The sequence below is a fragment of the Turicibacter bilis genome, from assembly GCF_024499055.1.
Classification (GTDB): Bacteria; Bacillota_I; Bacilli_A; order MOL361; family Turicibacteraceae; genus Turicibacter; species Turicibacter bilis.
This window is the reverse complement of record NZ_CP071249.1, coordinates 2659634-2684431: the sequence shown is the minus strand read 5'-3', so window position 1 is coordinate 2684431 and position 24798 is coordinate 2659634. Positions and strand designations below refer to the sequence as shown.

General features: G+C 35.1%; 22 protein-coding genes and 1 other RNA gene. 4 read left to right on the top strand and 19 right to left on the bottom strand.

What is annotated here, in order from left to right; translation table 11 throughout:
• Window positions 1-296: 296 nt before the first annotated feature.
• A complete protein-coding gene (gene tkt / locus J0J69_RS12885) occupies window positions 297-2276 on the bottom strand; it encodes a transketolase (RefSeq protein ID WP_212725745.1) in 1980 nt (659 codons plus the stop codon).
• 284 nt (window positions 2277-2560) lie between these two features.
• Between tkt and fdxA the strand changes: the two genes are divergently transcribed.
• The gene (fdxA, locus tag J0J69_RS12880; RefSeq protein WP_055276319.1) at window positions 2561-2728 is read left to right on the top strand and encodes a 4Fe-4S ferredoxin; all 168 of its coding nucleotides are present in this window, start codon (window positions 2561-2563) and stop codon (window positions 2726-2728) included.
• A 49-nt stretch (window positions 2729-2777) separates the two neighbouring features.
• On the opposite strand, the gene J0J69_RS12875 is transcribed toward fdxA, so the two are convergent.
• Together J0J69_RS12875 and J0J69_RS12870 are read right to left on the bottom strand one after the other, a co-directional pair.
• A complete protein-coding gene (locus J0J69_RS12875; protein ID WP_055276317.1) occupies window positions 2778-3020 on the bottom strand; it encodes a DUF896 domain-containing protein in 243 nt (80 codons plus the stop codon).
• Between the two features lie 43 nt (window positions 3021-3063).
• Complete coding sequence (locus J0J69_RS12870) at window positions 3064-3237, bottom strand: hypothetical protein (RefSeq protein WP_156344104.1); 174 nt, start codon at window positions 3235-3237, stop codon at window positions 3064-3066.
• Between the two features lie 150 nt (window positions 3238-3387).
• On the opposite strand from J0J69_RS12870, the gene lexA reads away from it, so the two are divergent.
• Window positions 3388-4038 carry a transcriptional repressor LexA gene (lexA, locus tag J0J69_RS12865; RefSeq protein WP_055276315.1) on the top strand — a complete coding sequence of 217 codons (651 nt, stop codon included), beginning with the start codon at window positions 3388-3390 and terminating at the stop codon, window positions 4036-4038.
• A gap of 216 nt (window positions 4039-4254) precedes the next feature.
• Here lexA and miaA read toward each other — a convergent pair whose 3' ends face one another.
• The 13 genes from miaA to rnpB all read right to left on the bottom strand — a co-directional run bounded on the left by miaA (window position 4255) and on the right by rnpB (window position 19085).
• Window positions 4255-5166 (bottom strand): tRNA (adenosine(37)-N6)-dimethylallyltransferase MiaA, encoded by a 912-nt coding sequence (gene miaA / locus J0J69_RS12860; protein ID WP_212725744.1) that lies wholly within the window; start codon window positions 5164-5166, stop codon window positions 4255-4257.
• Between the two features lie 8 nt (window positions 5167-5174).
• Window positions 5175-7040 carry a DNA mismatch repair endonuclease MutL gene (gene mutL, locus J0J69_RS12855; protein ID WP_212725743.1) on the bottom strand — a complete coding sequence of 622 codons (1866 nt, stop codon included), beginning with the start codon at window positions 7038-7040 and terminating at the stop codon, window positions 5175-5177.
• A gap of 7 nt (window positions 7041-7047) precedes the next feature.
• Window positions 7048-9747 (bottom strand): DNA mismatch repair protein MutS, encoded by a 2700-nt coding sequence (gene mutS, locus J0J69_RS12850; protein WP_212725742.1) that lies wholly within the window; start codon window positions 9745-9747, stop codon window positions 7048-7050.
• Between the two features lie 177 nt (window positions 9748-9924).
• Window positions 9925-10467, bottom strand: a complete 543-nt coding sequence (gene cotE, locus J0J69_RS12845) for an outer spore coat protein CotE (RefSeq protein ID WP_055241268.1) — start codon at window positions 10465-10467, stop codon at window positions 9925-9927.
• Window positions 10468-10637: 170 nt separating this feature from the next.
• Window positions 10638-10988, bottom strand: coding sequence for a YlbF family regulator (locus J0J69_RS12840; RefSeq protein ID WP_055241270.1), 351 nt, complete (start codon window positions 10986-10988; stop codon window positions 10638-10640).
• Window positions 10972-12480: a tRNA (N6-isopentenyl adenosine(37)-C2)-methylthiotransferase MiaB gene (miaB, locus tag J0J69_RS12835; RefSeq protein WP_055241271.1), complete on the bottom strand. Its 1509-nt coding sequence runs from the start codon at window positions 12478-12480 to the stop codon at window positions 10972-10974. The genes J0J69_RS12840 and miaB overlap by 17 nt, the downstream gene beginning before the upstream one ends.
• A gap of 192 nt (window positions 12481-12672) precedes the next feature.
• Window positions 12673-12936 (bottom strand): stage V sporulation protein S, encoded by a 264-nt coding sequence (locus tag J0J69_RS12830; protein WP_006785428.1) that lies wholly within the window; start codon window positions 12934-12936, stop codon window positions 12673-12675.
• A gap of 68 nt (window positions 12937-13004) precedes the next feature.
• Window positions 13005-13796 (bottom strand): TIGR00282 family metallophosphoesterase, encoded by a 792-nt coding sequence (locus J0J69_RS12825; RefSeq protein ID WP_055243090.1) that lies wholly within the window; start codon window positions 13794-13796, stop codon window positions 13005-13007.
• A gap of 125 nt (window positions 13797-13921) precedes the next feature.
• Entirely contained in the window at window positions 13922-15475 is a 1554-nt protein-coding gene (rny, locus tag J0J69_RS12820; protein WP_055243092.1) for a ribonuclease Y, read from the bottom strand.
• Window positions 15476-15835: 360 nt separating this feature from the next.
• Complete coding sequence (gene recA, locus J0J69_RS12815) at window positions 15836-16858, bottom strand: recombinase RecA (RefSeq protein WP_055305937.1); 1023 nt, start codon at window positions 16856-16858, stop codon at window positions 15836-15838.
• A gap of 141 nt (window positions 16859-16999) precedes the next feature.
• The gene (gene pgsA, locus J0J69_RS12810; RefSeq protein WP_055243096.1) at window positions 17000-17581 is read right to left on the bottom strand and encodes a CDP-diacylglycerol--glycerol-3-phosphate 3-phosphatidyltransferase; all 582 of its coding nucleotides are present in this window, start codon (window positions 17579-17581) and stop codon (window positions 17000-17002) included.
• Window positions 17582-17591: 10 nt separating this feature from the next.
• Complete coding sequence (locus tag J0J69_RS12805; protein ID WP_068759486.1) at window positions 17592-18440, bottom strand: helix-turn-helix domain-containing protein; 849 nt, start codon at window positions 18438-18440, stop codon at window positions 17592-17594.
• 264 nt (window positions 18441-18704) lie between these two features.
• Window positions 18705-19085: RNase P RNA component class B (gene rnpB / locus J0J69_RS12800), an RNA gene on the bottom strand.
• A gap of 158 nt (window positions 19086-19243) precedes the next feature.
• On the opposite strand from rnpB, the gene recU reads away from it, so the two are divergent.
• Entirely contained in the window at window positions 19244-19822 is a 579-nt protein-coding gene (gene recU, locus J0J69_RS12795; RefSeq protein ID WP_068759485.1) for a Holliday junction resolvase RecU, read from the top strand.
• A gap of 20 nt (window positions 19823-19842) precedes the next feature.
• Window positions 19843-22875 carry a transglycosylase domain-containing protein gene (locus tag J0J69_RS12790; protein WP_212724378.1) on the top strand — a complete coding sequence of 1011 codons (3033 nt, stop codon included), beginning with the start codon at window positions 19843-19845 and terminating at the stop codon, window positions 22873-22875.
• A gap of 90 nt (window positions 22876-22965) precedes the next feature.
• Here J0J69_RS12790 and nth read toward each other — a convergent pair whose 3' ends face one another.
• From nth to J0J69_RS12775, 3 genes are read right to left on the bottom strand one after another with little or no spacing between them, the layout of a single operon-like run.
• Complete coding sequence (gene nth / locus J0J69_RS12785) at window positions 22966-23616, bottom strand: endonuclease III (RefSeq protein ID WP_068759482.1); 651 nt, start codon at window positions 23614-23616, stop codon at window positions 22966-22968.
• A gap of 15 nt (window positions 23617-23631) precedes the next feature.
• Window positions 23632-24306, bottom strand: a complete 675-nt coding sequence (locus J0J69_RS12780) for a DnaD domain-containing protein (protein ID WP_237252528.1) — start codon at window positions 24304-24306, stop codon at window positions 23632-23634.
• 11 nt (window positions 24307-24317) lie between these two features.
• Window positions 24318-24794 (bottom strand): PepSY domain-containing protein, encoded by a 477-nt coding sequence (locus J0J69_RS12775; protein WP_212724377.1) that lies wholly within the window; start codon window positions 24792-24794, stop codon window positions 24318-24320.
• Window positions 24795-24798: the final 4 nt, after the last annotated feature.

The following is a 24798-nucleotide window of genomic DNA, read 5'->3' as shown; positions in this document are numbered from 1 at the left end:
AAAGTGTGATGATTATTAAGTCACTAACTTTCCTTTTAGAGTGTTCACATATATCAATAAATACTGACTAAACATCCGTGGTAAATGAATAATTTTATCAATTTTTTTATATTCAGACAAATAGATCAGTAGTAAACTAAAGATTTTTAATATCAAACAAAAAAATAATCCCGCAAGCCAATCGAAATCTCTACTTAGATTTGATACTTCATAATATCCATCCACCTTTAAAAAATGTAAGTTTTTGAAATAAAAAAGGTTGCTCCCCTATGAGGAAACAACCTTTTAATGATTCATTACATTCCTTTGTATAAAGAAACAATATTTTCAACTGTGAATCCGTATGCTTCAATGACTTGATTTGCTGGCGCAGATGCTCCGAAGCGATCAATTCCTAAAACAACGCCATCGAATCCAACATATTTATGCCATCCGTATGTTGCTCCCATTTCAATTGACATACGTTTTGTCACTGATTTTGGAAGAACTGATTCACGGTATTCTTTAGATTGTTTTTCGAATAAATCCATTGAAGGCATGCTTACAACACGAACATTGATTCCTTCATTAGCTAAAGCTTCTTGTGCTGCTACAGCTAAGTTGACTTCTGAACCGGTTGCAATTAAGATTCCATCCATCTTACCTTGTGCTTCACTTACAACATAAGCCCCTTTACTTACCCCTTCGTATGAAGTGTTAGCCATTGTTGTTAAGTTTTGACGAGTTAAGATTAATGCTGTTGGAGTTGATTTTGATTCCACTGCTAAACGCCAAGCCGCTGCTGTTTCATTTGCATCAGCTGGACGAATCACTGAGAAGTTTGGAATCGTACGTAACATGGCTAATTGTTCGATTGGTTCATGAGTTGGACCATCTTCTCCAACAGCAATTGAGTCGTGTGTTAAAACATAAGTCACTGGTAATCCCATTAACGCTGCCATACGCATCGCTGGTTTTAGGTAATCACAGAATACGAAGAATGTTCCTCCGAATACGCGTACCCCACCGTGTAACATCATACCATTTAACATCGAAGCCATCGCAAATTCACGAACTCCAAAGTAAATATTACGTCCTTCTGGTGTTACTTTTGAAAAGTCCCCACCATTTTTAATGTTTGTTTTATTTGAGTGCGAAAGGTCAGCTGATCCTCCTAAGAAGTAAGGAATCGCATTTGCAATCGCATTAATTGCTTCATTATTTGTATCACGTGTTGCTTGTGAATGTCCGATTTCATATGAAGGCATAACATCTGCTAAATCAATGATTAATTCATTGTTCATTGCTTTTGTTAATTCTTCAGCTAATTCTGGGTATTCTTTTGAATAACGTGCGAATAATTCATCCCATGCTTTGTTAGCTTCTTCTCCACGAGCTTTGATTGTATTTTCAAAATGAGAATAAACTTCTGTTGGTACGGTGAAAGGCTCATGATCCCATCCATATTGTGCTTTTGCATAAGCACTATCTTCTTCACCTAACGGTGCACCGTGAACAGCATTCGTTCCTTGTAATTTTGAACCATATCCAATGACTGTTTTAATTTCAATAATTGATGGTTTATCTGTTGTTTGTTTTGCACATTCAATAGCTGCATTGATAGCGTCAATATCAGTTCCATCTTCAACACGTTGAACGTGCCAACCATAAGATTCATAACGTTTTAATACATCTTCAGTAAAGCTTTGTGTTAAGTCTCCATCTAAGCAGATATCATTTGAATCGTATAAAACAACGACTTTTCCTAACCCTAAGTGACCTGCAAGTGATGAGGCTTCACTCGTTACACCTTCCATTAAGTCTCCATCACCACAAATAACGAAATTGTAATGATCAACTAATGGATACCCTTCTTTATTGTAACGACTAGCTAAGAATTTTTCTGCTAGAGCCATTCCAATTGCCATTGGAATCCCTTGACCTAATGGTCCACTTGTTGCATCAACACCATCTGTATGTCCAAACTCTGGATGTCCTGGAGTTTTAGAATCCCATTGACGGAATTGTTTAATATCATCCATGCTTACATTATATCCTGATAAATGTAATAATGAATAAAGTAACATTGAACCATGTCCAGCTGCTAACACAAAACGGTCACGATTGAACCAATTACTATTGCTTGGGTTAGCATTCATATGTTTTGTAAATAAAGTATATGCCATCGGAGCTGCCCCTAATACAACACCTGGATGACCTGAATTCGCCTTATTAATTGCATCGATTCCTAATGTACGAATTGTATTAATTGATTGTAATGAGATGTTATTTTCCACGTTATTGACCTCCTTTTATACCATCTATATCATACCCTTTTGCCGAAAAATTTACAATATTTTCGAAAAAAAAGTTATTTTCTTTCATTTTGTTATAAAAATCAAGGTCAGCAACATATTAAAGATTCAGACAAAAATGAAGTTTTCCTACATGATTATTTTAAAAATCACCACATTTCCCTTCATGATAAACTTGTATTTCCATTTGTTTATATAATAGGGATTACGTGAAGGAGTTGGATGTGCTATAATGATTTAGTACTTTTGATAGGGAGGTAATGATTATGCCACGTAAAATTTTAGATACTTGTATCGCTTGCGGTTCATGTGCAGCTGAATGTCCAGTAGAATGTATCTCTGAGGGAGATATCTATGTTGTTGATGCAGATGTATGTATCGACTGCTGCGCTTGCGAAGCTGTTTGTCCAACAGACTCAATCGTAGAAGCTTAATCATTAAAATAAAAAAGACCTTTTTCATTTCAAAAAGGTCTTTTTTATTTTAATGAATCTCTTCTGTATGACGCTTCGCTTGAATTTGTTTTAATTTTTCAGGCGTTACATCTTCACCATTTGGATCGATCACACGAACGTTTTCGATTGTATTTTTCATACTTTCTCTAAAAGTCACTAAATATTCTTCACGTAATGCTTGTTGTTCTTTTAATTCTTCATCCGTGATTGTTCCAAGTTTCTTCTTTTTTGCAAGTTCATTTAGACGATTCAATTTTTCTGCTGTTAACATGTCGTCACCTCCGTTAATCCTACCCTCATTAATATACCAAATTTCACTTCACTTGATAAGCAATAACTTCTAAAAAAGGAATAATCATTTGCGGCTTAAAGCTTTCAATTAAAGTTGTAAAGTCAACAAAACAAAGTCCTAATAGAGCTAAACCAAAACAATAAACTCCTAATAAACAACGGTATTCATAAATAAATAAACAAATTTTATTAAACATCTCAATCCCTCTTTTTAAAACAAATGTTCGATTTATGCTTTTTATTATATTAGAACACTCGTTCGTTGTCAACACAAAAAGAACAAACGTTTGCCTTATTCTACATTTACTGATATAATAAACTTATTAAATGGAAGGAGGTCAGAGAACATGAAACCTATTACTAAACGTCAACAAGCGATCCTTGATTTTATTAAAGAAGAAGTTGATAAACGAGGGTATCCACCCAGTGTCCGTGAAATTGGATTAGCTGTTGGATTATCATCTACTGCATCCGTTCATAATCAATTAAACCAACTTGAAAAAAAGGGACTTATTCGTAAAGATAAGTCAACAACACGTGGAATTGTAATCTTATCACCAGACTCAAAACAAGAAGAGCCAAAACAAGCATCAAATGTTATTGAATTAAAATCGGTTATTAATGTTCCGGTCATCGGTAAAGTAACAGCAGGGACACCAATTGAAGCAATTGAGAATCCTGATGATTTCTTTCCCCTTCCGACACATTTAATCCCATCAAACCAACAAGTCTTTATGTTAAATGTTCGTGGTGATTCTATGATCAATGCTGGAATTCATGATGGCGATCAAATTATTGTTCAACAACAACAAGATGCACTAAACGGTGAAATTGTTGTTGCCATGCTAGAGGATGATCACGAAGTAACAGTTAAACGATTCTTTAAAGAATCAGACTATATTCGTTTACAACCAGAAAACGATTTATTAGAACCTATCATTGCAAAAAATGTAATCATTGTTGGGAAAGTCATTGGACTATTTAGAACAATGCACTAACAAAAAACACCTTACTGAAAAGTCAGTAAGGTGTTTTTTGTTAGTGACTAGATATCCTGTCTAGAAATTTATTTTAAAATTATTTATTAAACTGCTTTGATATTAAAGCATCTTATAGTCAGTCTATCAACTCCAAAGGATTTGATAGCAATTCAACCAAACCTTAATGGTCACCCCTATTCAAAGCAAATAAAAAGGAGATTAAAAGCCTCCTTTTTATTTATTCTGAACATAAGTTAACACTTCTTTAACTGTTTTATCAAAATGTTGTACATCAACCTTAAACCATGTAACATCCATTTGATTATTAAACCATGTATATTGACGTTTTGCATAACGTCGGGAATTTCGTTTAATTAATTCTTTACTTTCTTCTAATGAAATCAATCCCTTAAAATAATCATAAAGTTCTTTATATCCAATCGCTCGAATCGACTGAGATTCAGCCGGAATACCTTCATCAAATAAAGCTTTTACTTCTTCAACTAACCCTGTTTCATACATCGTATCAACACGCTTATTGATACGATCATATAAAACATTACGATCATCCGTTAATCCGATTAAGCAAGCGTCATAAATCATTTTATGTTCTTGTTTTTCAATCATTTCAGATTTTTTAACCCCTGAAGTTTCATAAATTTCAAGTGCTCGAATAACACGTTTACGGTTATTAGGATGAATGTCTTTTGCCCCCGCTTCATCAACAGCTGCAAGTTTAGCATGTAACTCTTCATTACTTAAATGACCATACTTCGCTTCATCAACCTCTTTTGATTCAGATTCTCCAGCAAATTCATAATCATACAAAACACTTTTAATATATAATCCTGTTCCACCCACGATAATCGGTAGCTTTCCACGAGATTTAATCTCTTCTATTTTAGCACGAACGGTTTGTTGGAATGCGGCTACAGAATATGGTTCATCTGGATTTTTTTCATCGATTAAATGATGTGGAATCCCTTGGCGCTCATCCATTGTTGCTTTAGCTGTTCCAATGTCCATTCCACGATAAATCTGCATCGAGTCGCCACTAATAATTTCACCATTTAATTGCTTCGCCAACTCGATACTCATTTTGGTTTTCCCAACGGCTGTTGGGCCAACAATACATAATACATCCATTTTTTCACCTACATTACGCGTTTAAACAATTTTTCAATTTCATACTTTGTCATTTTTACGATAATCGGACGTCCATGCGGACACGTATAAGGTTGCTCACAATAACAAAGGCTTTGAAGCAACTCTTTAATTTCATACTCATTAATGTACTGATTCGCTTTAATTGATCCTTTACAACTCATCATAATTGCCACTGATTCACGCAACTTCCCAATATCAACTTGGTTATCTAAAATCACCTGATGTAAAATTGTCTCAACAATCGATTTCGCATCCAATTTCTGTGCCCAAACAGGAATACTACGAACGACTAATGATTGACCTCCGAATTCTTCAATTTCAAAACCAAATTTCATTAAAGATGGAAGGGCTTCTTTTAAAAGTAATAGTTCGTTAGCTGCATATTTTAATACAATAGGAATCAACAACTCGACACAATCTCCACTCACATCACGTAAGAGTTGATAATTTTTCTCATATTGCACACGCTCCATCGCTGCATGTTGATCAACAATAAATAGTCCTTCTTCATTTTGAGCAAGTAAATATGTTCCATGAAGTTGTCCAATATAATAAAGTTCAAGTTTCGCTTCTTCCAGTTTCGTTGGTGCCACCACTTTAAGTTTCTCTTGACTCGATTGGGCTAAAGGTACTGATTGTGCGATCGTTTCAACTGACTCCTCGTGAACTGAATTCGCTTCCACATCAGTCACGACCGTACTCTCTTGAATTTCTTCAATGACTAACTTTTGCTTCATCACCATTGGTTCTGGTTGAATCACTTTTGACGGTGTCTCTACTTTGGGTGCCTGGAAACTTAGCGTTTGTTGAACTGGTTTTGATAGCTGAGGCATAACGGGAGCTTTAATTTCTGGTTGTGGAATATACTCCATGTGATTTAACACTTTTTTAATTTCTGTATAAATAAACGTTCTTAGCGCTTCTTCTTGTGAAAAGCGAACCTCTAGTTTAGCAGGATGAACATTAACATCCACTAACATCGGATCAAGCTTTAGATTAAGGACCACAATCGGATATTTATCTTTAGGTAATAAGGTATGATAGGCTTCTAAAATAGAGCGCATGACATTATAATTACGAATCGCACGCCCATTTACAATAATTGTCATATAATTTCGAGACGCACGGTTAATGATAGGATCACTAATAAATCCTGAAATTTCATATGTATCATTTTTCGCTGAAAAAGGGATCATCTTTTTCGCAATATCAAAACCATAAACACTAGCAATGACACTTTGTAAATTATTTTGGCCATTCGTTTGGAATAATAGTCGTTGATTATTAAATAATTTAAACGCAATCTCTGGATGAGAAAGTGCAATCTTATTGATATAATCTGTGATATGACTCAGTTCAGTATTCAACGATTTAATATGTTTCAAACGAGCTGGTGTATTAAAGAACAGATGATTCACTTCCATCTCAGTTCCCTTACGCATGACACCTGGTTTTGATGCAAGAACATCGCCACCTTTAATATTTAAATGCAATCCACTATTGATGCCATCTGATGTTTTTACATGAACATCTGAAACTGAAGCAATTGACGGAAGGGCCTCACCTCGAAACCCAAGCGTTTGAATTCTAAATATATCATATTGTGTTTTAACCTTACTTGTGGCGTGACGTTCAAAGGCGAGATGAGCGTCTTCTTCACTCATCCCTTCTCCATTATCAATGACTTTAATTTGACGAACACCTGAATCTTGTAAATGAATTTCAATATTCGTACTTTGGGCATCAATCGCATTTTCAAGCAACTCTTTCACGACCGAGGCGGGACGTTCAATGACCTCTCCCGCTGCAATCATATTGGCCAGTTGCTCACTCATACGCTGTATTTTTCCCATAAGTCACCTACTTTCTTTGATTCATTTTCACCTTTAATTCATACATGACATTCATCGCCTGCATTGGTGTTAATTGATATAAATCAATCTGATCTAGTTCCTTAATGATATCTTCATAAGGATTTACATATTCTACTTTAACTTCAACTTTTGCTTTTTCTTTTTTCGGAGATTCTACAACTCCAAATAACGAAAGCTGTCCTTGCTCAGCTTCAAGAACTGGTTGTAGCTTTACCTCTGGTTCCTTTACTACTGGGAGATCTTGAACAGGTTGTGCCTCCACTTTCACTGCCGTTTCTAGTGAGTTTTGAATGGCTGTTTTATCTTGTTCAAGCGCATCTAATAATTGTTTCGCACGAGAAATTAAACTTGTCGGAAGCTTTGCAATCTGTGCGACATGAATCCCGTAACTCTTATCTGATGGTCCTTCCATGACCTTATGCATGAAGATTAATTGTCCTTCGTGCTCTTCAGCACGCACATGACGATTTTCTAAATGCTCACACTTCTCTTCTAATTGAGTTAACTCATGATAGTGTGTCGAGAATAATGTTTTCGCTCCGACTTTATCATGAACATACTCAATAATGGATTGTGCCAAGGCCATTCCATCAAACGTTGCTGTTCCACGCCCAATTTCATCAAGTAAAATTAAACTATCTTTCGTAGCATGTTCAAGCGCATAATTCGTTTCCATCATTTCAACCATAAATGTACTATGTCCTGAAACTAAATCATCAGCTGCACCAATACGTGTAAAAATTTGATCAAAGATTGGTACATTAGCGACACTTGCCGGCACATAACATCCAATTTGAGCCATAATTGCAATTAAAGCTAATTGACGCATGTACGTGGATTTCCCCGACATGTTAGGACCTGTTATTAACAAGATGGATAAATCTGATGGCATCACACAATCATTTTCAACATATTGTGTGTCTTTTAATACCTTTTCAACTACTGGATGACGTCCATCTTTAATATCAATGATATGCTCACGATTTAATTGAGGTCGTGTATAGCGATTCTCTTCACTAATCGTTGCAAAGGATTGAAGAACATCAAAATAAGCCATCACTTTTGCAATCTGTTGAATCTTTGGAATCTCATTTTTAACAAGTTGGCGTAACTCACTAAATAATTCATATTCTAATTGAATCGATTTTTCTTCTGCATTTAAAATTAAATTTTCTTTTTCTTTTAATTCTTTGGTAATGAAGCGCTCCGCATTAACCAACGTTTGTTTACGCTCATAACCAGCATCTTCAGGAATTAAGTGTAAGTTCGCTTTACTAATTTCAATATAGTAACCAAACACTTTGTTATATTTAATCTTTAACGAACGAATCCCTGTCTTTTCACGTTCGGCCGCTTCTAATGCTAAAATCCACTCTTTTCCATGTGTCACAATGTAACGATACTCATCTAGTGTCTCATGATAGCCATCTTTAATGATACCACCCTCTTTAATTCCAATGGGTGGATTGTCAACGATTGCTTTTTCTAAAATATCCGTAATATGAGAACAATCCGCCATACGAGCTAATTGTTGCTGTATTGTTGGCATTGGCAATTGACTCAATAATGCTTTAATATGCGGGATTTGATTTAATGACGAGTTTAATTGTAATAAATCACGTGCATTCGCATTTCCAAACGCAATACGCCCTGATAAACGTTCTAAGTCATAAACTTCATCTAAGTGACGCTTTAACTCCTCTTTTAACATAAAATCACTCATGAATGATTCAACTACATCTAAACGTTCATTAATCATTTGTGCATTAATTGATGGACGTTCAATCCATTGTTTTAATAAACGACTTCCCATTGCAGTCTTTGTTTTATCAAGTAACCAAAGTAATGAACCTTGACGTGATTTTGAACGGATGGTCTCTGTTAACTCTAAGTTTCGGCGTGAATTATAATCTATGCTTAAATAGTCTTCATTCTTTGTTAAACTAATCGGTTGTAAGTGACCGAGTGCACTTTTTTGCGTACGAACTAGATAGTTGACTAAACGACCAAAGGCTTGCGTTAAATAACCATCGTTCACTTCCTCCGCTAAAATTTGATATTCAATTGGAATCAGGCGTTCTTCTTCATACGATAACACGATTTGTTTGAGTGCACGTAAGTTATCAAATATTTTAACATCAACGTCAGATCCAATAACGATTTCTTTACATCCTAAACTAATTAATTCCCCGACTAATGATTGATCCTCTTTCTGTAAACGCATCGCATAGTTTTCTCCGGTTGATAAATCACTGTACGCAATAGCATAGGCATCCTCAAAAGAAACGACTGATAAAATAAAGTTATTTTCTTTTTCATTTAATGCCGTTTGATTCATGACTGTTCCTGGTGTTAATAAACGAACGACTTCACGGCGAACAACCCCTTTCGCACTCGCTGGGTCTTCAACCTGCTCACAAACCGCTACTTTATAACCACGTTCAATTAAACGATTAATATAATTTTCAGCTGAGTGATGAGGAACCCCACACATAGGAACACGTTCTTCAGCTCCTGCTTCACGACCAGTTAGCGCAATTTCTAATTCTTTTGATGCTAATTGGGCATCTTCAAAAAATAGCTCATAAAAATCACCTAATCTAAAAAAGACAAAGGCGTCTTGATAATTCTCTTTGATAGTCAAATATTGTTGCATCATAGGTGTGTATTTAGACTTATCTCGCATGATAAAAACTCCTTCTTTTTTCACATGTTTTTATTATAGCATAAAGTGTCGATTTAAGGACGTTCGGAAGGCGCGATTACAAACATTTCAATTTCTTCTATGATAGACGAATTTAAGGAGTTTTAATCATTCGAATAATTTTCTCAGAAATAAAAAAAAGAATAAGGCATTTCTGCCTTATTCTCCTCTAAAAGGTGAGTTTTTTAAGAAGTTTGGATTAATTTGTTGGTCGATTTCATCTTCTTCATCGTCTGTATCGCAGTCGTTTTCAACTGGTCCTAAGATTGACACACGCATTTTTGTTTCTCCGATGACTTCAACCACAATTTCGAACTCAACTTCAACAACGATTTCACCATCTTCAATTCTTGCATCGACGCAAGTTGGTTGTTGAATGGTTCTCGCAATGACTTCATCACCTTCATATAAGCAATCACGGATGGTACGATGAACATTAACTTGATCATCATATTCAATTGTTTGACGCGCTACTTCAGTTTGTGTATTATCAGCAAATGAATACCACACGTTAATGTCATAAACACCTTTTACATCAACAGAATTATCACATTTTCTTGCTCCGAATTTATGATTAATAATCCAGCATCCTAAGATACTATCTGCTGGGCTTCTTAAATCATTAAGAGGTGATGTGATTTTAAATCTTTTTTTACCTTTACCGATTACGGCTTTTGTTACAATTTCACGAATATCATTCATCCTAATACCTCCTCACTGATACTATATTCAGCTCTTAACCTATTTGATACTTAATTGAATGACTTTATGAGATTTCATTCAAGAAAAACTTCATGCCTCCTCACGAATTTTCCTGAATGCCTATCACCCATTGGCCTCACAAAAGTATGTAAAATTAAAAAACATCTTAGCTATTCACTAAGATGTTTATTAACCTTATATTGTATTATATGAGTCATCGTCGAAAAGAGTTCATTCAACTCAATCTGAGTCTGAATATATTCATTAAAGAGCGGATTATCGTAAAGCTCGTCTTCTAAAGCTTTCATTTCAGCTTCCTTTTGTAACTTCGCATTCAATTTTCCATAATGCTCAAATTTAATGAGCTCTTTTTGTTTTTTAATATATTCATCATATAACGCTAACAGTTTTTCATTTTGGTGCACCTTTTGCGTTAATTGACGATAACGTTCCATAATCGGATCAGTTGCTAATTTTTCTTTTAATTTTTCAAAAGAAGGCAAGTTAGTTTGTTGTGTCATCGTTAACCATCTCTCCAGCTAAATGCCATGTTTTAGCTTCAGTGATTTTAACATTAACGATTTGACCGATTTTAGACGCATCTCCTTTGAAGTTAACTAGCTTATTGTGGCGTGTATATCCCGCTAACATCGTATCATCATTTTTACTTGTTCCTTCAACTAAAACATCAACGATTTGACCTTCAAAGCGTTTATTTCCAGCGCGGAATCCACGATTAATTGCTTCATTTAAGCGATTTAAACGATCTTTTTTATCCGCTTCAGATACGTTATCTTCCATACGTGCAGCTGGTGTTCCTTCACGTGGAGAGAAGATAAATGTGAAGGCTCCTTCATATCCTACCTCTTCTACTAATGATAATGTATCTTGGAATTGTTCCTCTGTTTCACCTGGGAATCCAACGATAATATCTGTTGTAATTGATACGCCTGGGATAGCCGCTTTAAGATCACGAACTAACTGTAAATACATTTCACGTGTATATTTACGGTTCATACGTTTTAAAACTTCATTATTTCCAGATTGAACTGGTAAATGGATATGCTCCACTAAGTTTCCACGTTTCGCTAAAGCTGCGATTGTTTTTTCATCAAAATCACGTGGATGTGATGTTGTGAAACGGATACGTGGAACATCGATTTTATTTAAATCGTTTAATAAATCACCGAATGTATATTCACGGTCTTTGAAGTCTTTTCCGTATGCATTAACGTTTTGTCCCAATAATGTGACTTCTTGATATCCTTCCGCTGCTAAGTGTTGAATCTCAGCAATGATATCTTCTGGTAAACGGCTACGCTCTTTACCACGTGTATACGGTACAATACAGTATGTACAGAATTCATCGCAACCATACATAATATTTACCCATGCCTTAATACTTCCTTGACGTGTACGAGGCATGTTCTCAATAATTTCTCCTTCTTGAGACCAAACTTCAATCACGCGTTCTTTCCCCATTAATGCATTATGAATGTACTCTGGTAAGCGGTAGATGTTATGTGTTCCGAAAACTAAATCAACATATTGGTATTTTTCCATGATTTGATTAACGACTTTTTCTTCTTGTGACATACATCCACAAACCCCTAAAATCAAATCAGGATTTGTGCGTTTTAAACGTTTTAAACGCCCTAATTCACCAAAGACACGGTTTTCTGCGTTTTCACGAATAGCACACGTATTTAAGATAATTAAATCAGCTTCTTCTTGTGATTCAGCTTTACTATACCCTAATTCTTCTGCAATACCGATAATCGCTTCTGAATCATGCTCATTCATTTGACAACCATAAGTTTGAATTAAATACTTCTTCCCTTTTCCAATATTCTTAATTGACTGTTCAATAACGAAATCACGGTGAACGTGTGCTTGTTCACGGCTACGTTTACGAGCGCTATTGATGCTTGGACGTTGGAAATAGCGGCTATAATCTTTTTCAGCTTTTGGCTGATTTGCTTGTAACGATAATTCTTTTTGTTGTTCATTCATCCTTATCACCTATATCTTAAAGCTTTATTAATCCACTTTATTCTCTATGTGACAAAACACGAGTCACTTTGTCTATTATACCTTACAACATATACAATAATCAACTCATGTCCACCTCGCTTTACCCCTTTAAAAAAGGATACAAAAAAAGACTAGTGACCATTTATAGCCACTAGTCTTTTCTATTCAAAACTATTGTCTTGATTCAACAATCAGTTTAATTGCCGTACGTTCTTCTCCATCAATTAAGATATCAGTAAACGCTGGAATACAAATTAAATCTTTACCAGTCGGTGCTACATATCCTCTAGCAATAGCAATGGCTTTCACTGCTTGATTTAATGCTCCTGCTCCAATTGCCTGAATTTCAACAAGCCCTCTTTCACGAAATGCATTTGCTAAAGCACCCGCAACTGAATTAGGATTAGATTTTGATGATACTTTTAATACTTCCATACTAGTCCCCCTCTGTTTTGTTTTACACAGTAAGTCTATGCTCTCTCACCCTAATACATGACTAATTTTTATAAAGTTGATTCTTTCTTCAAATTAATACGTTGAATAGATGAAGCTTTCCCCGTCTTCTCATTAATATCAACTAAGACAGCATTTAACTGTGCTGCCCCTTGTTCAACAGCATTAAAACGAATCGGTAATCCAGTTAGAAACTTATTAATTACATTTTCACGTTCAACACCGATTACCCCATCTAAAGGTCCTGTCATTCCAACATCAGTAATATAAGCAGTTCCTTTTGATAAAACACGATCATCAGCTGTTGGTACGTGTGTATGTGTTCCTACAACAGCACTTACACGTCCATCTAAGAAGTACCCCATAGCTACTTTCTCACTTGTTGCTTCCGCGTGGAAGTCGACAAAAATAATATTAGTACGTTTCTTTGCCTCTTCAACTAACTGCTCAACTTTTTCAAATGGACAGTTAATCATTGGCATAAATGTACGTCCTTGGATTGAAATAACAGCCACTTCATGTGAATTAAACTTAACAAAGGTTAAACCCTTTCCTGGATTTGATTCCGGGAAGTTTGCTGGTCGAACTAACTTATCTGCATCATCAATAAAATCAAAGATAGAACGATTATCCCACGTATGGTTTCCAAGTGTGACCACATTGACACCTTGCTCTAATAAAAACTTATAATACTTTTCATTAATTCCTTTTCCATGAGAAATATTTTCACCATTTGCAATAATGAAGTGAGGTTTATAAGTCTCCTTAATTTTCGGTAATTGTTCTTGAATCATTTGGCGTCCTAGCGATCCATAAATGTCTCCAATAAATAAAATTTTCATTCTATCAGCCTTTCTAGTGGTTACTTAAAATCTGTATTTACTTTTATAGAATTAGTATACATATTAAAGAGCTATTAATGCTAACACATTAATAGCTCTTTAGTCAATCACATAAATTTAGCGTGTTATCTTGCAGTTTCCACAGCTCGAGTTTCACGAATAACTGTGATTTTAATATTTCCTGGATACTCTAGCTCATTTTCAATCGTTTGACGAATTTCACGCGCAACACGATGTGCTTGAACATCATCAAGTTGTTCAGGAATAACCGCAACACGTACTTCACGTCCTGCCTGAATCGCAAAGGCTTTTTCAACCCCTTCGAATCGACAAGCAATATTTTCGAGTTGCTCTAGACGTTTCACGTAGTTCTCTAATGATTCACTTCGTGCACCCGGTCTTGCAGCTGATAATGTATCTGCCGCTGCAACAATGACTGCAATTAAACTTTGAGGTTCACGATCTCCATGGTGAGATGCAATTCCATCGATAACAACTGGGTGTTCGCGATAACGAGTTGCTAACTCAATACCAATTTCAACGTGGCTACCTTCAACCTCATGATCAACCGCTTTCCCGATATCATGAAGCAATCCGGCACGTTTTGCTAACTTTACATCTTCTCCAAGTTCTGCAGCAATAATTCCTGATAAGAAAGCTACTTCCATTGAGTGTTTTAAAACATTTTGCCCATAACTTGTACGATAATTTAAACGTCCTAAAATTTTCATTAAATCCGGATGAACTTTTCCAATTCCAACTTCAAATACCGCATTTTCCCCGTATTCACGAACACGTAAATCAACTTCACGACGTGTCTTTTCTACGATTTCTTCAATACGTGCTGGATGAATTCGACCATCTTGAACTAATGTTTCTAATGTAATGCGAGCCACTTCACGTCTGATTGGATCAAAACATGATAAAACGACTGCTTCAGGCGTATCATCGATGATTAAATCAACCCCCGTTAATGATTCAATCGTACGAATATTACGTCCTTCACGACCAATAATACGTCCCTTCATCTCATCACTTGGTAAGTTCACTACATTGACACTGTAATCACTTGTTTGTTCTGAAGCATATTTTTGAATCGCTAAGACGATTAATTCTTTAGCCTTTTTATCAGCTTCTAAACGAGCTTTCTCTTCTTCTTCTTTAATGTACTTAGCAACTTCGTGAGACATCTCATCTTCAACTTGTCTAAAGATAATGTCACGAGCTTCTTCTGTTGTTAAGCCTGAAATTTCGACTAATTTTTGTCGTTGTCCTTCTAAAGTTTCTTCCACTTTGCTTTTTAGTTCTTTTAGTTCGAGTTGTTTTTCAGCGATAGCTTCATCTTTTTTCTCAAGAGCAATTTCGCGCTTTTCTAAATTTAAAATACGACGATCAATCGTCTCTTCTCGTTGTACTAAACGCTCTTCTAAACGTACGAGTTCCGTTTTCTTCTCCTTAATGTCACGTTCTGCATCAACTTTAAGTCGTTGAACTTCTTCTTTCGTTTCTAAAAGTGCTTCTTTCTTTTTTGATTCCGCTTCTTTTTCAGCTTTTGAGATTATATGTGTAGCTGTTTGTTGAGCTCTCTCTAACTCAGCTTCATACACTTTCTTTCTCATAAAATACCCAATAACTAACCCTATCCCTACTAGCAAAATGGAGATGATAAATTCAATCATATGCACACCTCCAATTATTTGATATACGATTATCCGCCATAGATCTATTTAACGGCTCTATAGTTTTAAGATAATTAGTATTATGATATAATACTACATTGTTTATTTTAATATTATTGTAATAACATGTCAAGAATTCCACTACAATCTAAAAAAAAGTGTCCCAATTTTTGGAGGCAACTAAAAAAACTCTATCATTAAATTAATGTCCTAAAAATCATCCAAAAATAAACAAAAACCTGAGAAAAAAGCGCCCAACTGGTCTATTTTCTCAGGTTTTTTCAATCACTAAATTCCTTTTAATCTTTTAATTTTGTTAAGACTTAGTTTTTAAGTAGTTTCAACTTCAAAGACACCTTTTTATTCTTCTGACATCATGTCTTCAGCATTAGATGTTGGAATACTTAATTCCGCACGGATTAAATCAGCAATCTCTTCCATAATAAATGGATTTTCTTTTAAGAACAATTTCGCATTTTCACGTCCTTGTCCCATTTTCTCACCATTGTACGAATACCAAGATCCACTTTTCTCAATAATATTGTAATCCACTGCAAGGTCTAAAATCTCACCTTGTTTAGAGACTCCTTCACCATACATAACGTCTACTTCAACCGCTTTAAAAGGTGGAGCCACTTTATTTTTTACCACTTTTATTTTTGCGACGTTTCCAACAATGTCAGTTCCTAATTTAATAGTTTCTCCACGGCGTACTTCTAAACGAATTGTTGAATAGAATTTTAAGGCACGTCCACCAGGTGTTACTTCAGGATTCCCAAACATAACTCCAACTTTTTCACGAATTTGGTTAATGAAAATAGCAATCGTTTTGGTTGTATTGATGGCCCCTGATAACTTACGTAAGGCTTGTGACATTAAACGAGCTTGTAACCCAACGTGTGAGTCTCCCATTTCACCTTCGATTTCCGCACGTGGCACAAGGGCTGCAACTGAATCGACAACTAAAATATCGATTGCACCACTTCGAACTAATGCTTCAGCAATTTCTAATGCTTGTTCACCTGTATCAGGTTGTGAAACTAATAATTCATCTGTGTCCACACCTAATTTAGCTGCATATGCCGGGTCTAATGCATGTTCTGCATCGATGAACGCTGCTGTTCCACCAGCTTTTTGAACTTCTGCAATCGCATGTAAAGCAAACGTTGTTTTACCTGAACTTTCTGGTCCATAAATTTCTACAACACGTCCACGTGGATATCCACCGACACCTAAAGCAGAATCTAATGCTAATGATCCTGATGATACAACTTCAATACGCGTATCTGTTTTTTCACCCAGTTTCATAACTGAGCCTTTACCGTATTGCTTTTCAATGCTTTTTAAAGCTTGCATTAAAGCTGCTTCACGATTATTACTCATATTGTTAATCCTCCAATTTTATATTTTTATCTACATTTAACATACACAATTTGATGCAAATTTCCTCGAATTTATTTCAATAATAAACTATTTTTTATTTAAAAGCAACAAAAAAGCGAACAAATTTTCGCTTTTTTGTTTTTATTTAGCTTCATCAAAAATATGAAGGTTCTTATAAATGTATTCGACTCCTGATGCTACTGTTAAAACAACAGCTAATGCAACAAAGATTTGATCGACTGGCCAATTAAATAACTCAAATGGATAATTTAATAATAATAACGTTGAAATCATAATAAATTGAACAACCGTTTTAATTTTGCCAAGCCATCCAGCAGCAATTACAACACCTTTCGAAGCAGCAATCGTTCTAAATCCGGTAACAATAAATTCACGTGCTAAAATAATAAACACAACCCATCCCGCAATCAATCCATTTTCAAGTAAGATTAATAAAGCAGCTGTTACTAATAGTTTATCTGCTAATGGGTCCATGAACTTTCCAAAATCAGTAATCATGTTATATTTACGAGCAATATAACCATCAATAAAATCGGTGATAGCCGCTAATAAGAAAATCACTAAACCTAAAAGATTAGCATATGGAATTAAATAATTATTTACTGAAATCGTATTTACGACTAAATTTGGAATATAAAAACAAACAATAAAAAATGGAATTAAAATAACACGTAATAACGTTAGCTTATTTGCTAAGTTCATACTCTCTCACCTACTCAGTTTTAATATTAATTTTTATGTATTGATGGGGGGTTGAAGGTTCAAAATCAATCACTTGATTATTTACTGAAATTTTAACTGCTGTTGCATCTCCAACATTAAACTCTAATGTTCCAAATTGATCACCTGCAATTTTTTGTTCAAATACCCCACCCGCTTGATATGTTTCTCCAGGAATTAAACTTTGATCACCTAAGTTTAAACTTAACCAACAAGGAGCAGTAAAATCTAATTTCAAATCAGCTTCCGTTTGATCTGTAACAATATCAAAAATAACTTCCTTACTTTGTTGAGAAACCATTGATACTGTTGTAACTGGCTGTTGTGGTTTTTCTTCCGGTACTTGTGTGGGTGTTTCCTCTAGTGTTTCAGGTGTTTCTTCATCCTTTTCAACCATCTCTGATGAATTTGGATTATTAATAACAATATTATTGTCCGCTTTAGGCGTAGCATTTTTCACCACATCTACTACGTAAAAGACTCCAAGAGCAATGACTAAAACAGCACATACTAATCCTGCAACGCGCCCTAAATTACGATTACGTTTTTGCACTTTTTGTTTATGAATTTTCACTTCAACTTCTTTCTGAATTTGAGTTCCATAAAACTGTTGATATAACTCCTCAACATTCAATGATAAGTATGTTGCATATTTTTTAATATACATTTTCAAATAAAAAGTATCAAAGCGATCAAAATTTCCATTTTCAATATTTTTTAAATGCTGAATTGGAACCCCAATCTTATCAGCTACATCTTCTAAATTAAGATGGCGATTTTGTCGTTGTTCGCGCAAATAATCAGCTAATTGTTGATTGTTTTCTTTATTTGAAAAATCCATTTCGGCACCTCCCATAAACATCCATAAAAGCAAACTAAATTAATAATAGCATACCTATATTTAATAAAAAAGTAAATAAAGGGATTTTTTTCAAGGTATGACTATTTTTCATATCGTTTATTCAGATTTTTTCAAATTGTTCATCTCTAATCATTCATATGTTTAGTCAATTTAATTAATTCATACATTTTCGTCTAAAAGAATCATTAAAAAAGCACAACTTAAATGTTGTGCCTTATCGTTTAATTTAGTGCATAAATAGCAATCTGTAAGCCATGTTCTGTACCGTCGTACTCAAACGGATGCCTCCTCGTACTTAGGTGGTAATTATCTGTCTGTAGAGATGACTCTCTACCTCCCATATGCGTTCAATTCCGCTTTAGGAGTGCCCCTACCAAATTTGGGTTTCTCGCTCGTGGGGTTTACCCGTTCCACGTCTCTCGTTTCCGATCGACATCGTCACTGTGGCACTTTTAAAGGTACTCATACCATATCTTACGACTTAGGTATTTTCCCAGCCGTCAGCCAAGAAACTTGACTGCCCTAACTTATTGTTTCGTTAGGCACGAACACTACAACCATCGCAGGTTGTGCGAGCATGGACTTTCCTCACCGTCATAAATGACAGCGCAATTACCCGAATGCTATCGGAATACTATTATGTCAAACTTCTTCAAAAAAGTCAATTGTTAATAATATCCATAAGTATTAAAAATTGTGTGAATTCCTGGTGAAATATCATGAAAGGTTAGCTTTTTTTCCTTTTATTTGATAAGATATACACTTAGGAGGTGTATAATTCTGTGGTAAATTATCCTCATAAAAAGAAAGCAACACTTACGAGTGAAAAAAACATTTCATTTGGAAAACGTGGGATGTCTTTTGAAGATGATTTAACAAAATCAAATGAACACTATTTAGCAGCAAACAAAGCTGTCATCCACAAAAAACCAACACCTGTTCAAATTGTTAAAGTTCATTACCCTAAACGTGCGGCTGCTGTCATCACAGAGGCTTACTTCCGCACCCCATCAACGACTGACTTTAATGGGATTTTTAAAGGGCGATATATTGATTTCGAAGCAAAAGAGACTTCAAATGCTACTATCTTTCCTTTACAAAACTTACATGAACATCAAGTCAATCATATGATTGAAGTTAAAAAACATGGTGGAATTACGTTTCTACTCGTGAAGTTTTCAAAATTTAATGAAATTTATTTATTACCTTGTGAAAACCTTGCAAAGTTTTGGCAAGAATATAAATTAGGTAATAGACGCTCAATTAGGCGTGAAGAATTTGCACAATATGGAACAAAAATTCCTGAAGGTGCCTTTCCAAGAATCGATTACTTAAAAGTGGTTGAAGAACTTTTCTTATAATCGTAAAGGCGGTGACTTAGATGAAGAAAAATAATGGTAATAAATTCTCTCTCACCCTACTCCAAGCTATCGGAACAATTTTTAAATCATTCGTATTAGTTGGGCTGCTGGGGGGAATTGCAGCAATGATGATTGGGAGCTTCATCATTTTCAAAACAATTGAAACAGCTCCAGAACTAGATATCTCAAAAATTTATGCAACCGAATCAACAGTTATTTATGATAAAGATGGAAATGTGCTTGATGAACTCGGAATTCAAAAACGTGAATGGGTTTCTTATGATGAGATTTCTCCCGTTTTAATTGATGCTATTGTCGCAACTGAAGATTCAAAGTTCTATGAACATGGAGGAGCCGACTGGCAACGTTTCTTAATCGCAGCTCTATCTAATCTTTCAACAGGTGACTTTGATCAAGGAGCAAGTACATTAACTCAACAGTTAATTAAACAAACTCACTTAACAAGTGAGAAAAGTATCGATCGTAAAATTAAAGAGCTATACTTATCTATTCAAATTGAAAAAGTCTTAACAAAAGAACAAATCATTGAAGCCTATTTAAACTACTCTCCATTTGGAGGAAGTGTTAATGGGATTCAAAAAGCTGCAGAATACTATTTTGGAACAACTGCTAACGATTTAACATTAGCACAAGCAGCGACTTTAGCAGGACTCGTTCAATCACCTTCAAACTATCGTCCAGACCATTTTGCAGATGCAGCTGAAACACGACGTGATACTGTATTGAAACTTATGGTGAAGCATGGCTACATTACTCAAGACTTAGCAGACTTAGCAGCAGCTGAGCCTATTACAGATATGCTAGTCTACACTGAGTCTGAAACAACTGATAAAACAAAATATCAATCATTTATTGATGCTGTCTTAAATGAAGTTGAAAATAAATATGGTTTAGATCCATACTCAGGATTACAAATTTATACAACCATGGATCCTGAAGCTCAAGAACTCATCTACGATATCCAAAATACTAACAACTATGTTGACTGGTCTGCTACTGGGCTTGCGAATTCAAAAACAGATATTCAATCGGGTATTGTGTTTATGGATACACAAACCGGTCAAGTTCGTGCCATCGGTGGTGGGGTGAATGAAGAAGGTATCGAACGTGGGGTAAATTTCGCCACTCAACTTCAACGCCAACCTGGTTCAACAGCAAAACCAATCTTTGCCTATGGACCTGCCATTGAATACTTAAAATGGGGAACAGGTACAACTGTTGATGATGAGTTATATACTTATCAAGATGGAAGTGGACAAATTGTTCATAACTATAATCATATCTATCAAGGTCGCATGACTATTCGTTATGCATTAAATAAATCATTAAACGTACCAGCCGTAAAAGCATTTAATGCAGCAGGTGCTGATAATGTGAAAACATTTGCTGAAAACCTCGGATTTACTTTCTCACCAGAAGTACTAAGTGCAGACGGATCTTTATTTGAATCAACAGCCATTGGTGGTGTTTCAAGTGGATTCTCACCATTACAAATGGCAGCTGCTTATGCAACCTTTGGAAATGGTGGAATTTATAACGAACCCATTATGATTGAAAAGATTGTAACAAGCGATGGAACAGTGATTAAGGCTGACCAAGAATCACATCGTGCCATGAGTGAAGAAACAGCCTACTTATTAACAGATATGTTACATACCGTTATGACAGATGGAACAGGTACAACTGCCAATGTTGGTGGTATGTACTTATCAGGAAAAACAGGAACAACCAATCTGGATCCAAAAGATCGTGCTACTTATGGCTACCCTGATAATGCAATTCGTGATTCTTGGTTTGTCGGTTATTCAAACTACTATACAGCTGCTATTTGGACTGGATTTAATCATAATGAAGATGGTTATATTACTCAAACAACGCAATCAAAACCTTGGTACGTATTTAATACCTTAATGAAGTATCTAAATCCAGCAGGTTATGTAGAGCCAACTCGTCCAAGTAGTATCCAATCGTACACCATTGAACAAGAAAGTGGAAGTAAAGATGGCGAAGTGTTATCACCATCGAAGTTTACACCAAGCCAATATGTATCATCTGAATTATTTATTAAAGGATATGGACCAAGCGGAACATCTACTCGTTTCCAACAATTAGATACTCCACAGAACTTTACAGGATCTTACACTGGCTCAGCTCTTCAGTTCTCTTGGAATCATGTTAAAGGTTACACATTAACACTTGATGAGGCTCGATCAAAAGCTAGCTATGCAGCTGATCTAGCCACTAAAGCAACAAAGATTAGCCAAGTGCCAACATTAAATCCAACTGAGTCACAACTTCGTATGATGATTAAACAAATTCAAACGATTGGACAAACGATTTACGATGTTTATGCCACAAATCATTATGGAAATGAAATCCTACTCGGTTCAACAACAGGTAATACATTAACAGTCGATAATGTTTCAATTGGGGATATGTCTAAATATAAAGACTTCTATATTCGAGCACGTTATGAAAATTCAGGAGCATTAACAAGCGAAAACTCAAATGCGATTACGATCGATTGCGATAGTTGCTCAAAACCAGTTGATATTCCAAATATGCAAGGTTGGACAAAGCAACAAGTAGAAGATTGGGTAAAAGCAAATGGAATTACAGTATCCTATACTGAGACTCCGACAAATGAGATAGCAAATGGTCTTGTCTTATCAACATCACCAGCTAGTGGAACATTACTTCCTGGTGAAACATTAACAGTTACTATTGCATCTGCACAGTTAACTGTACCAAACTTCAAAAACGAACCTGATTTCATTAGTCAGTATCAAGCTTGGGCTGCCCTAAACTCAGTAACTGTCAAAGTTAAAGAAGAATTCCATGATAGTATCCCAAGTGGAGCATATATCGGTTCAAATCCAGGAATCGGATCTTCAATTACACCAGGATCAACATTAACGATTACGATTTCAAAAGGTCCTGCAGGCGGTTCGACAACTCCACCTGTCAATAATAATCCGACAACTCCTGAAGATATTCCTGATAATGGAAGCTCAGAAGGTTCAGAAGATTAATAACATCTAATCATTAAGCTCAATTAAAAAAAGACTTCTTCGGAAGTCTTTTTTTCTAAAATAAAAGGATTCCTCAAATGAGAAATCCTTTTATTTTGCTTTTTTAATTAAACGTTTCCCTTCTTTGCATGAAGTAAATAATGGGCATGTCTCACATTTTGGATTTTTAGCTGTGCAGTGATAACGGCCAAAGAAAATCATTAAATGATGTGATTTAGACCAACGTTCTTCTTTAATAAGTCGCATTAATTTATGTTCAACATCTAACACTGTATCATCAGCCTTTGCAAATCCAAGGCGTTTAGAAATACGATCGACATGTGTATCAACAGCGATACGTGGGACATCAAAGCCTACTGATAAAACAACATTTGCCGTCTTACGGCCGACTCCTGGTAACTTAACTAACTCTTCAAATGTATTTGGTACAACACCATTATATTCTTCAAGTAATAAACGGCATAATGCCTGAATATTTTTTGCTTTACTTCGATATAAACCAATGGTTTTAATATCTTGTTCTAATTCTTCTAATGTTACATTCAGATAATCTTGTGGTGTCTTATATTTCTCAAATAATGTAGCTGTTAATTTATTCACACTTTTATCTGTTGTTTGTGCCGATAATAAAACGGCTAATACTAATTCAAATTCATTTTTAAAATTTAACTCACAATGTGCATCTGGAAATAATTCTTCCATTACATCGATCATTTCTGCAGCTTTTTTCTTTGATACCATGATGTTCTCCTCTATCTATTCATTCATCCAATCATAATAGAAGTTTGGATCGACAGCAGGGGCTTGTGTTGATGTTGTCGCTGCTGTTTGTTTTCGTTGACGGAAAGCAATTAATTGACGTTTAGCTTCCTCGACTGTCTTAATATTTTTCTTTTTCCAATCTAATAAAATTTTATCAATATAGCGAATCGATTTAATTTGATACGAGTTCATTTCTTGAATAGCCAATTTAATTAAATCCGCATCAAAGTTATCCTCTGTCATCCATAAATGAATCGTCTCAATATCAAGTGGACTTAAAATCCCGAACTCTTGCTCAATCATTTTAAAAATTTCTTCACGTTGAGAGGATTGAGACTGTGTTTTTTTCTGCTTTAAGTGTCGCTCTAATTTTTCAAATAATGGTGAGATTGAATATTCTTCAAATCGTTTTCCAAATGAATCTGTTTTACTGCTTACTGAAATGTATTGGCGTTCGACAAGACTAATAAATAATAATGAACAATTTGCATCATCAATGGTCATATGTGTTGAAATCTCTGCAAAAGTCCATCCTCCTGGCTTTGTTTGAAGTAAACGAGCTAATAATACTAAAAAGACATACTCTTGTTCATTTAGACCTAGCTCACCATAAGTTGTTAATAATAACGTATTAAAGTCTAATAAATTTTCTTTCCATAATTCGTACATCACAATCTCTCCTACTTTATATCGAATTGTAATAATACATCACCAGTTTTAGCATCAATAATGATATAATGCTCTTCATCTCCTAAAGAAACTAATACTTCATAGACTGGTTTTTCATCGTAGATTCCTAAGTAATAGTGTTTTACTATGCCTTGCCCTATCAGCGACAGGGCTTTTTGTGCGGCTTGCTCAGGTGTCATCAATTCTTCAACAGGATAGCTAAAATCAACGGTATTATCTTTAATAAAATAGTAATACTCTTTATTTGATGTTAACAAGACTTTTGCCACATAATACTGCTCTTGACCACTATACTCCGCTATTTCTAAAACTTCAGAAACTTCTGGCAAATTAGCTAACGATTTTTGATACGTCATCAAGGTCTTATTATATTGTAAAACATACGAGGCTAATAAAATTAAACCTGAACAAAGAATAACGATGATTAATAAGACGCTACGCTTTAACCATTTATTTTTTTTATTCATATTT

Coding starts and splice junctions, on each gene's coding strand:
- fdxA (WP_055276319.1), top strand. CDS start 2,561: ATGCCACGTAAAATTTTAGATACTTGTATCGCTTGCGGTTCATGTGCA.
- J0J69_RS12875 (WP_055276317.1), bottom strand. CDS start 3,020: ATGTTAACAGCAGAAAAATTGAATCGTCTAAATGAACTTGCAAAAAAG.
- J0J69_RS12870 (WP_156344104.1), bottom strand. CDS start 3,237: ATGTTTAATAAAATTTGTTTATTTATTTATGAATACCGTTGTTTATTA.
- lexA (WP_055276315.1), top strand. CDS start 3,388: ATGAAACCTATTACTAAACGTCAACAAGCGATCCTTGATTTTATTAAA.
- miaA (WP_212725744.1), bottom strand. CDS start 5,166: ATGGATGTATTATGTATTGTTGGCCCAACAGCCGTTGGGAAAACCAAA.
- mutL (WP_212725743.1), bottom strand. CDS start 7,040: ATGGGAAAAATACAGCGTATGAGTGAGCAACTGGCCAATATGATTGCA.
- mutS (WP_212725742.1), bottom strand. CDS start 9,747: ATGCGAGATAAGTCTAAATACACACCTATGATGCAACAATATTTGACT.
- cotE (WP_055241268.1), bottom strand. CDS start 10,467: ATGAATGATATTCGTGAAATTGTAACAAAAGCCGTAATCGGTAAAGGT.
- J0J69_RS12840 (WP_055241270.1), bottom strand. CDS start 10,988: ATGACACAACAAACTAACTTGCCTTCTTTTGAAAAATTAAAAGAAAAA.
- miaB (WP_055241271.1), bottom strand. CDS start 12,480: ATGAATGAACAACAAAAAGAATTATCGTTACAAGCAAATCAGCCAAAA.
- J0J69_RS12830 (WP_006785428.1), bottom strand. CDS start 12,936: ATGGAAGTATTAAAAGTATCATCAAAATCTAATCCTAATTCAGTTGCG.
- J0J69_RS12825 (WP_055243090.1), bottom strand. CDS start 13,796: ATGAAAATTTTATTTATTGGAGACATTTATGGATCGCTAGGACGCCAA.
- rny (WP_055243092.1), bottom strand. CDS start 15,475: ATGATTGAATTTATCATCTCCATTTTGCTAGTAGGGATAGGGTTAGTT.
- recA (WP_055305937.1), bottom strand. CDS start 16,858: ATGAGTAATAATCGTGAAGCAGCTTTAATGCAAGCTTTAAAAAGCATT.
- pgsA (WP_055243096.1), bottom strand. CDS start 17,581: ATGAACTTAGCAAATAAGCTAACGTTATTACGTGTTATTTTAATTCCA.
- J0J69_RS12805 (WP_068759486.1), bottom strand. CDS start 18,440: ATGGATTTTTCAAATAAAGAAAACAATCAACAATTAGCTGATTATTTG.
- J0J69_RS12790 (WP_212724378.1), top strand. CDS start 19,843: ATGAAGAAAAATAATGGTAATAAATTCTCTCTCACCCTACTCCAAGCT.
- nth (WP_068759482.1), bottom strand. CDS start 23,616: ATGGTATCAAAGAAAAAAGCTGCAGAAATGATCGATGTAATGGAAGAA.
- J0J69_RS12780 (WP_237252528.1), bottom strand. CDS start 24,306: ATGTACGAATTATGGAAAGAAAATTTATTAGACTTTAATACGTTATTA.
- J0J69_RS12775 (WP_212724377.1), bottom strand. CDS start 24,794: ATGAATAAAAAAAATAAATGGTTAAAGCGTAGCGTCTTATTAATCATC.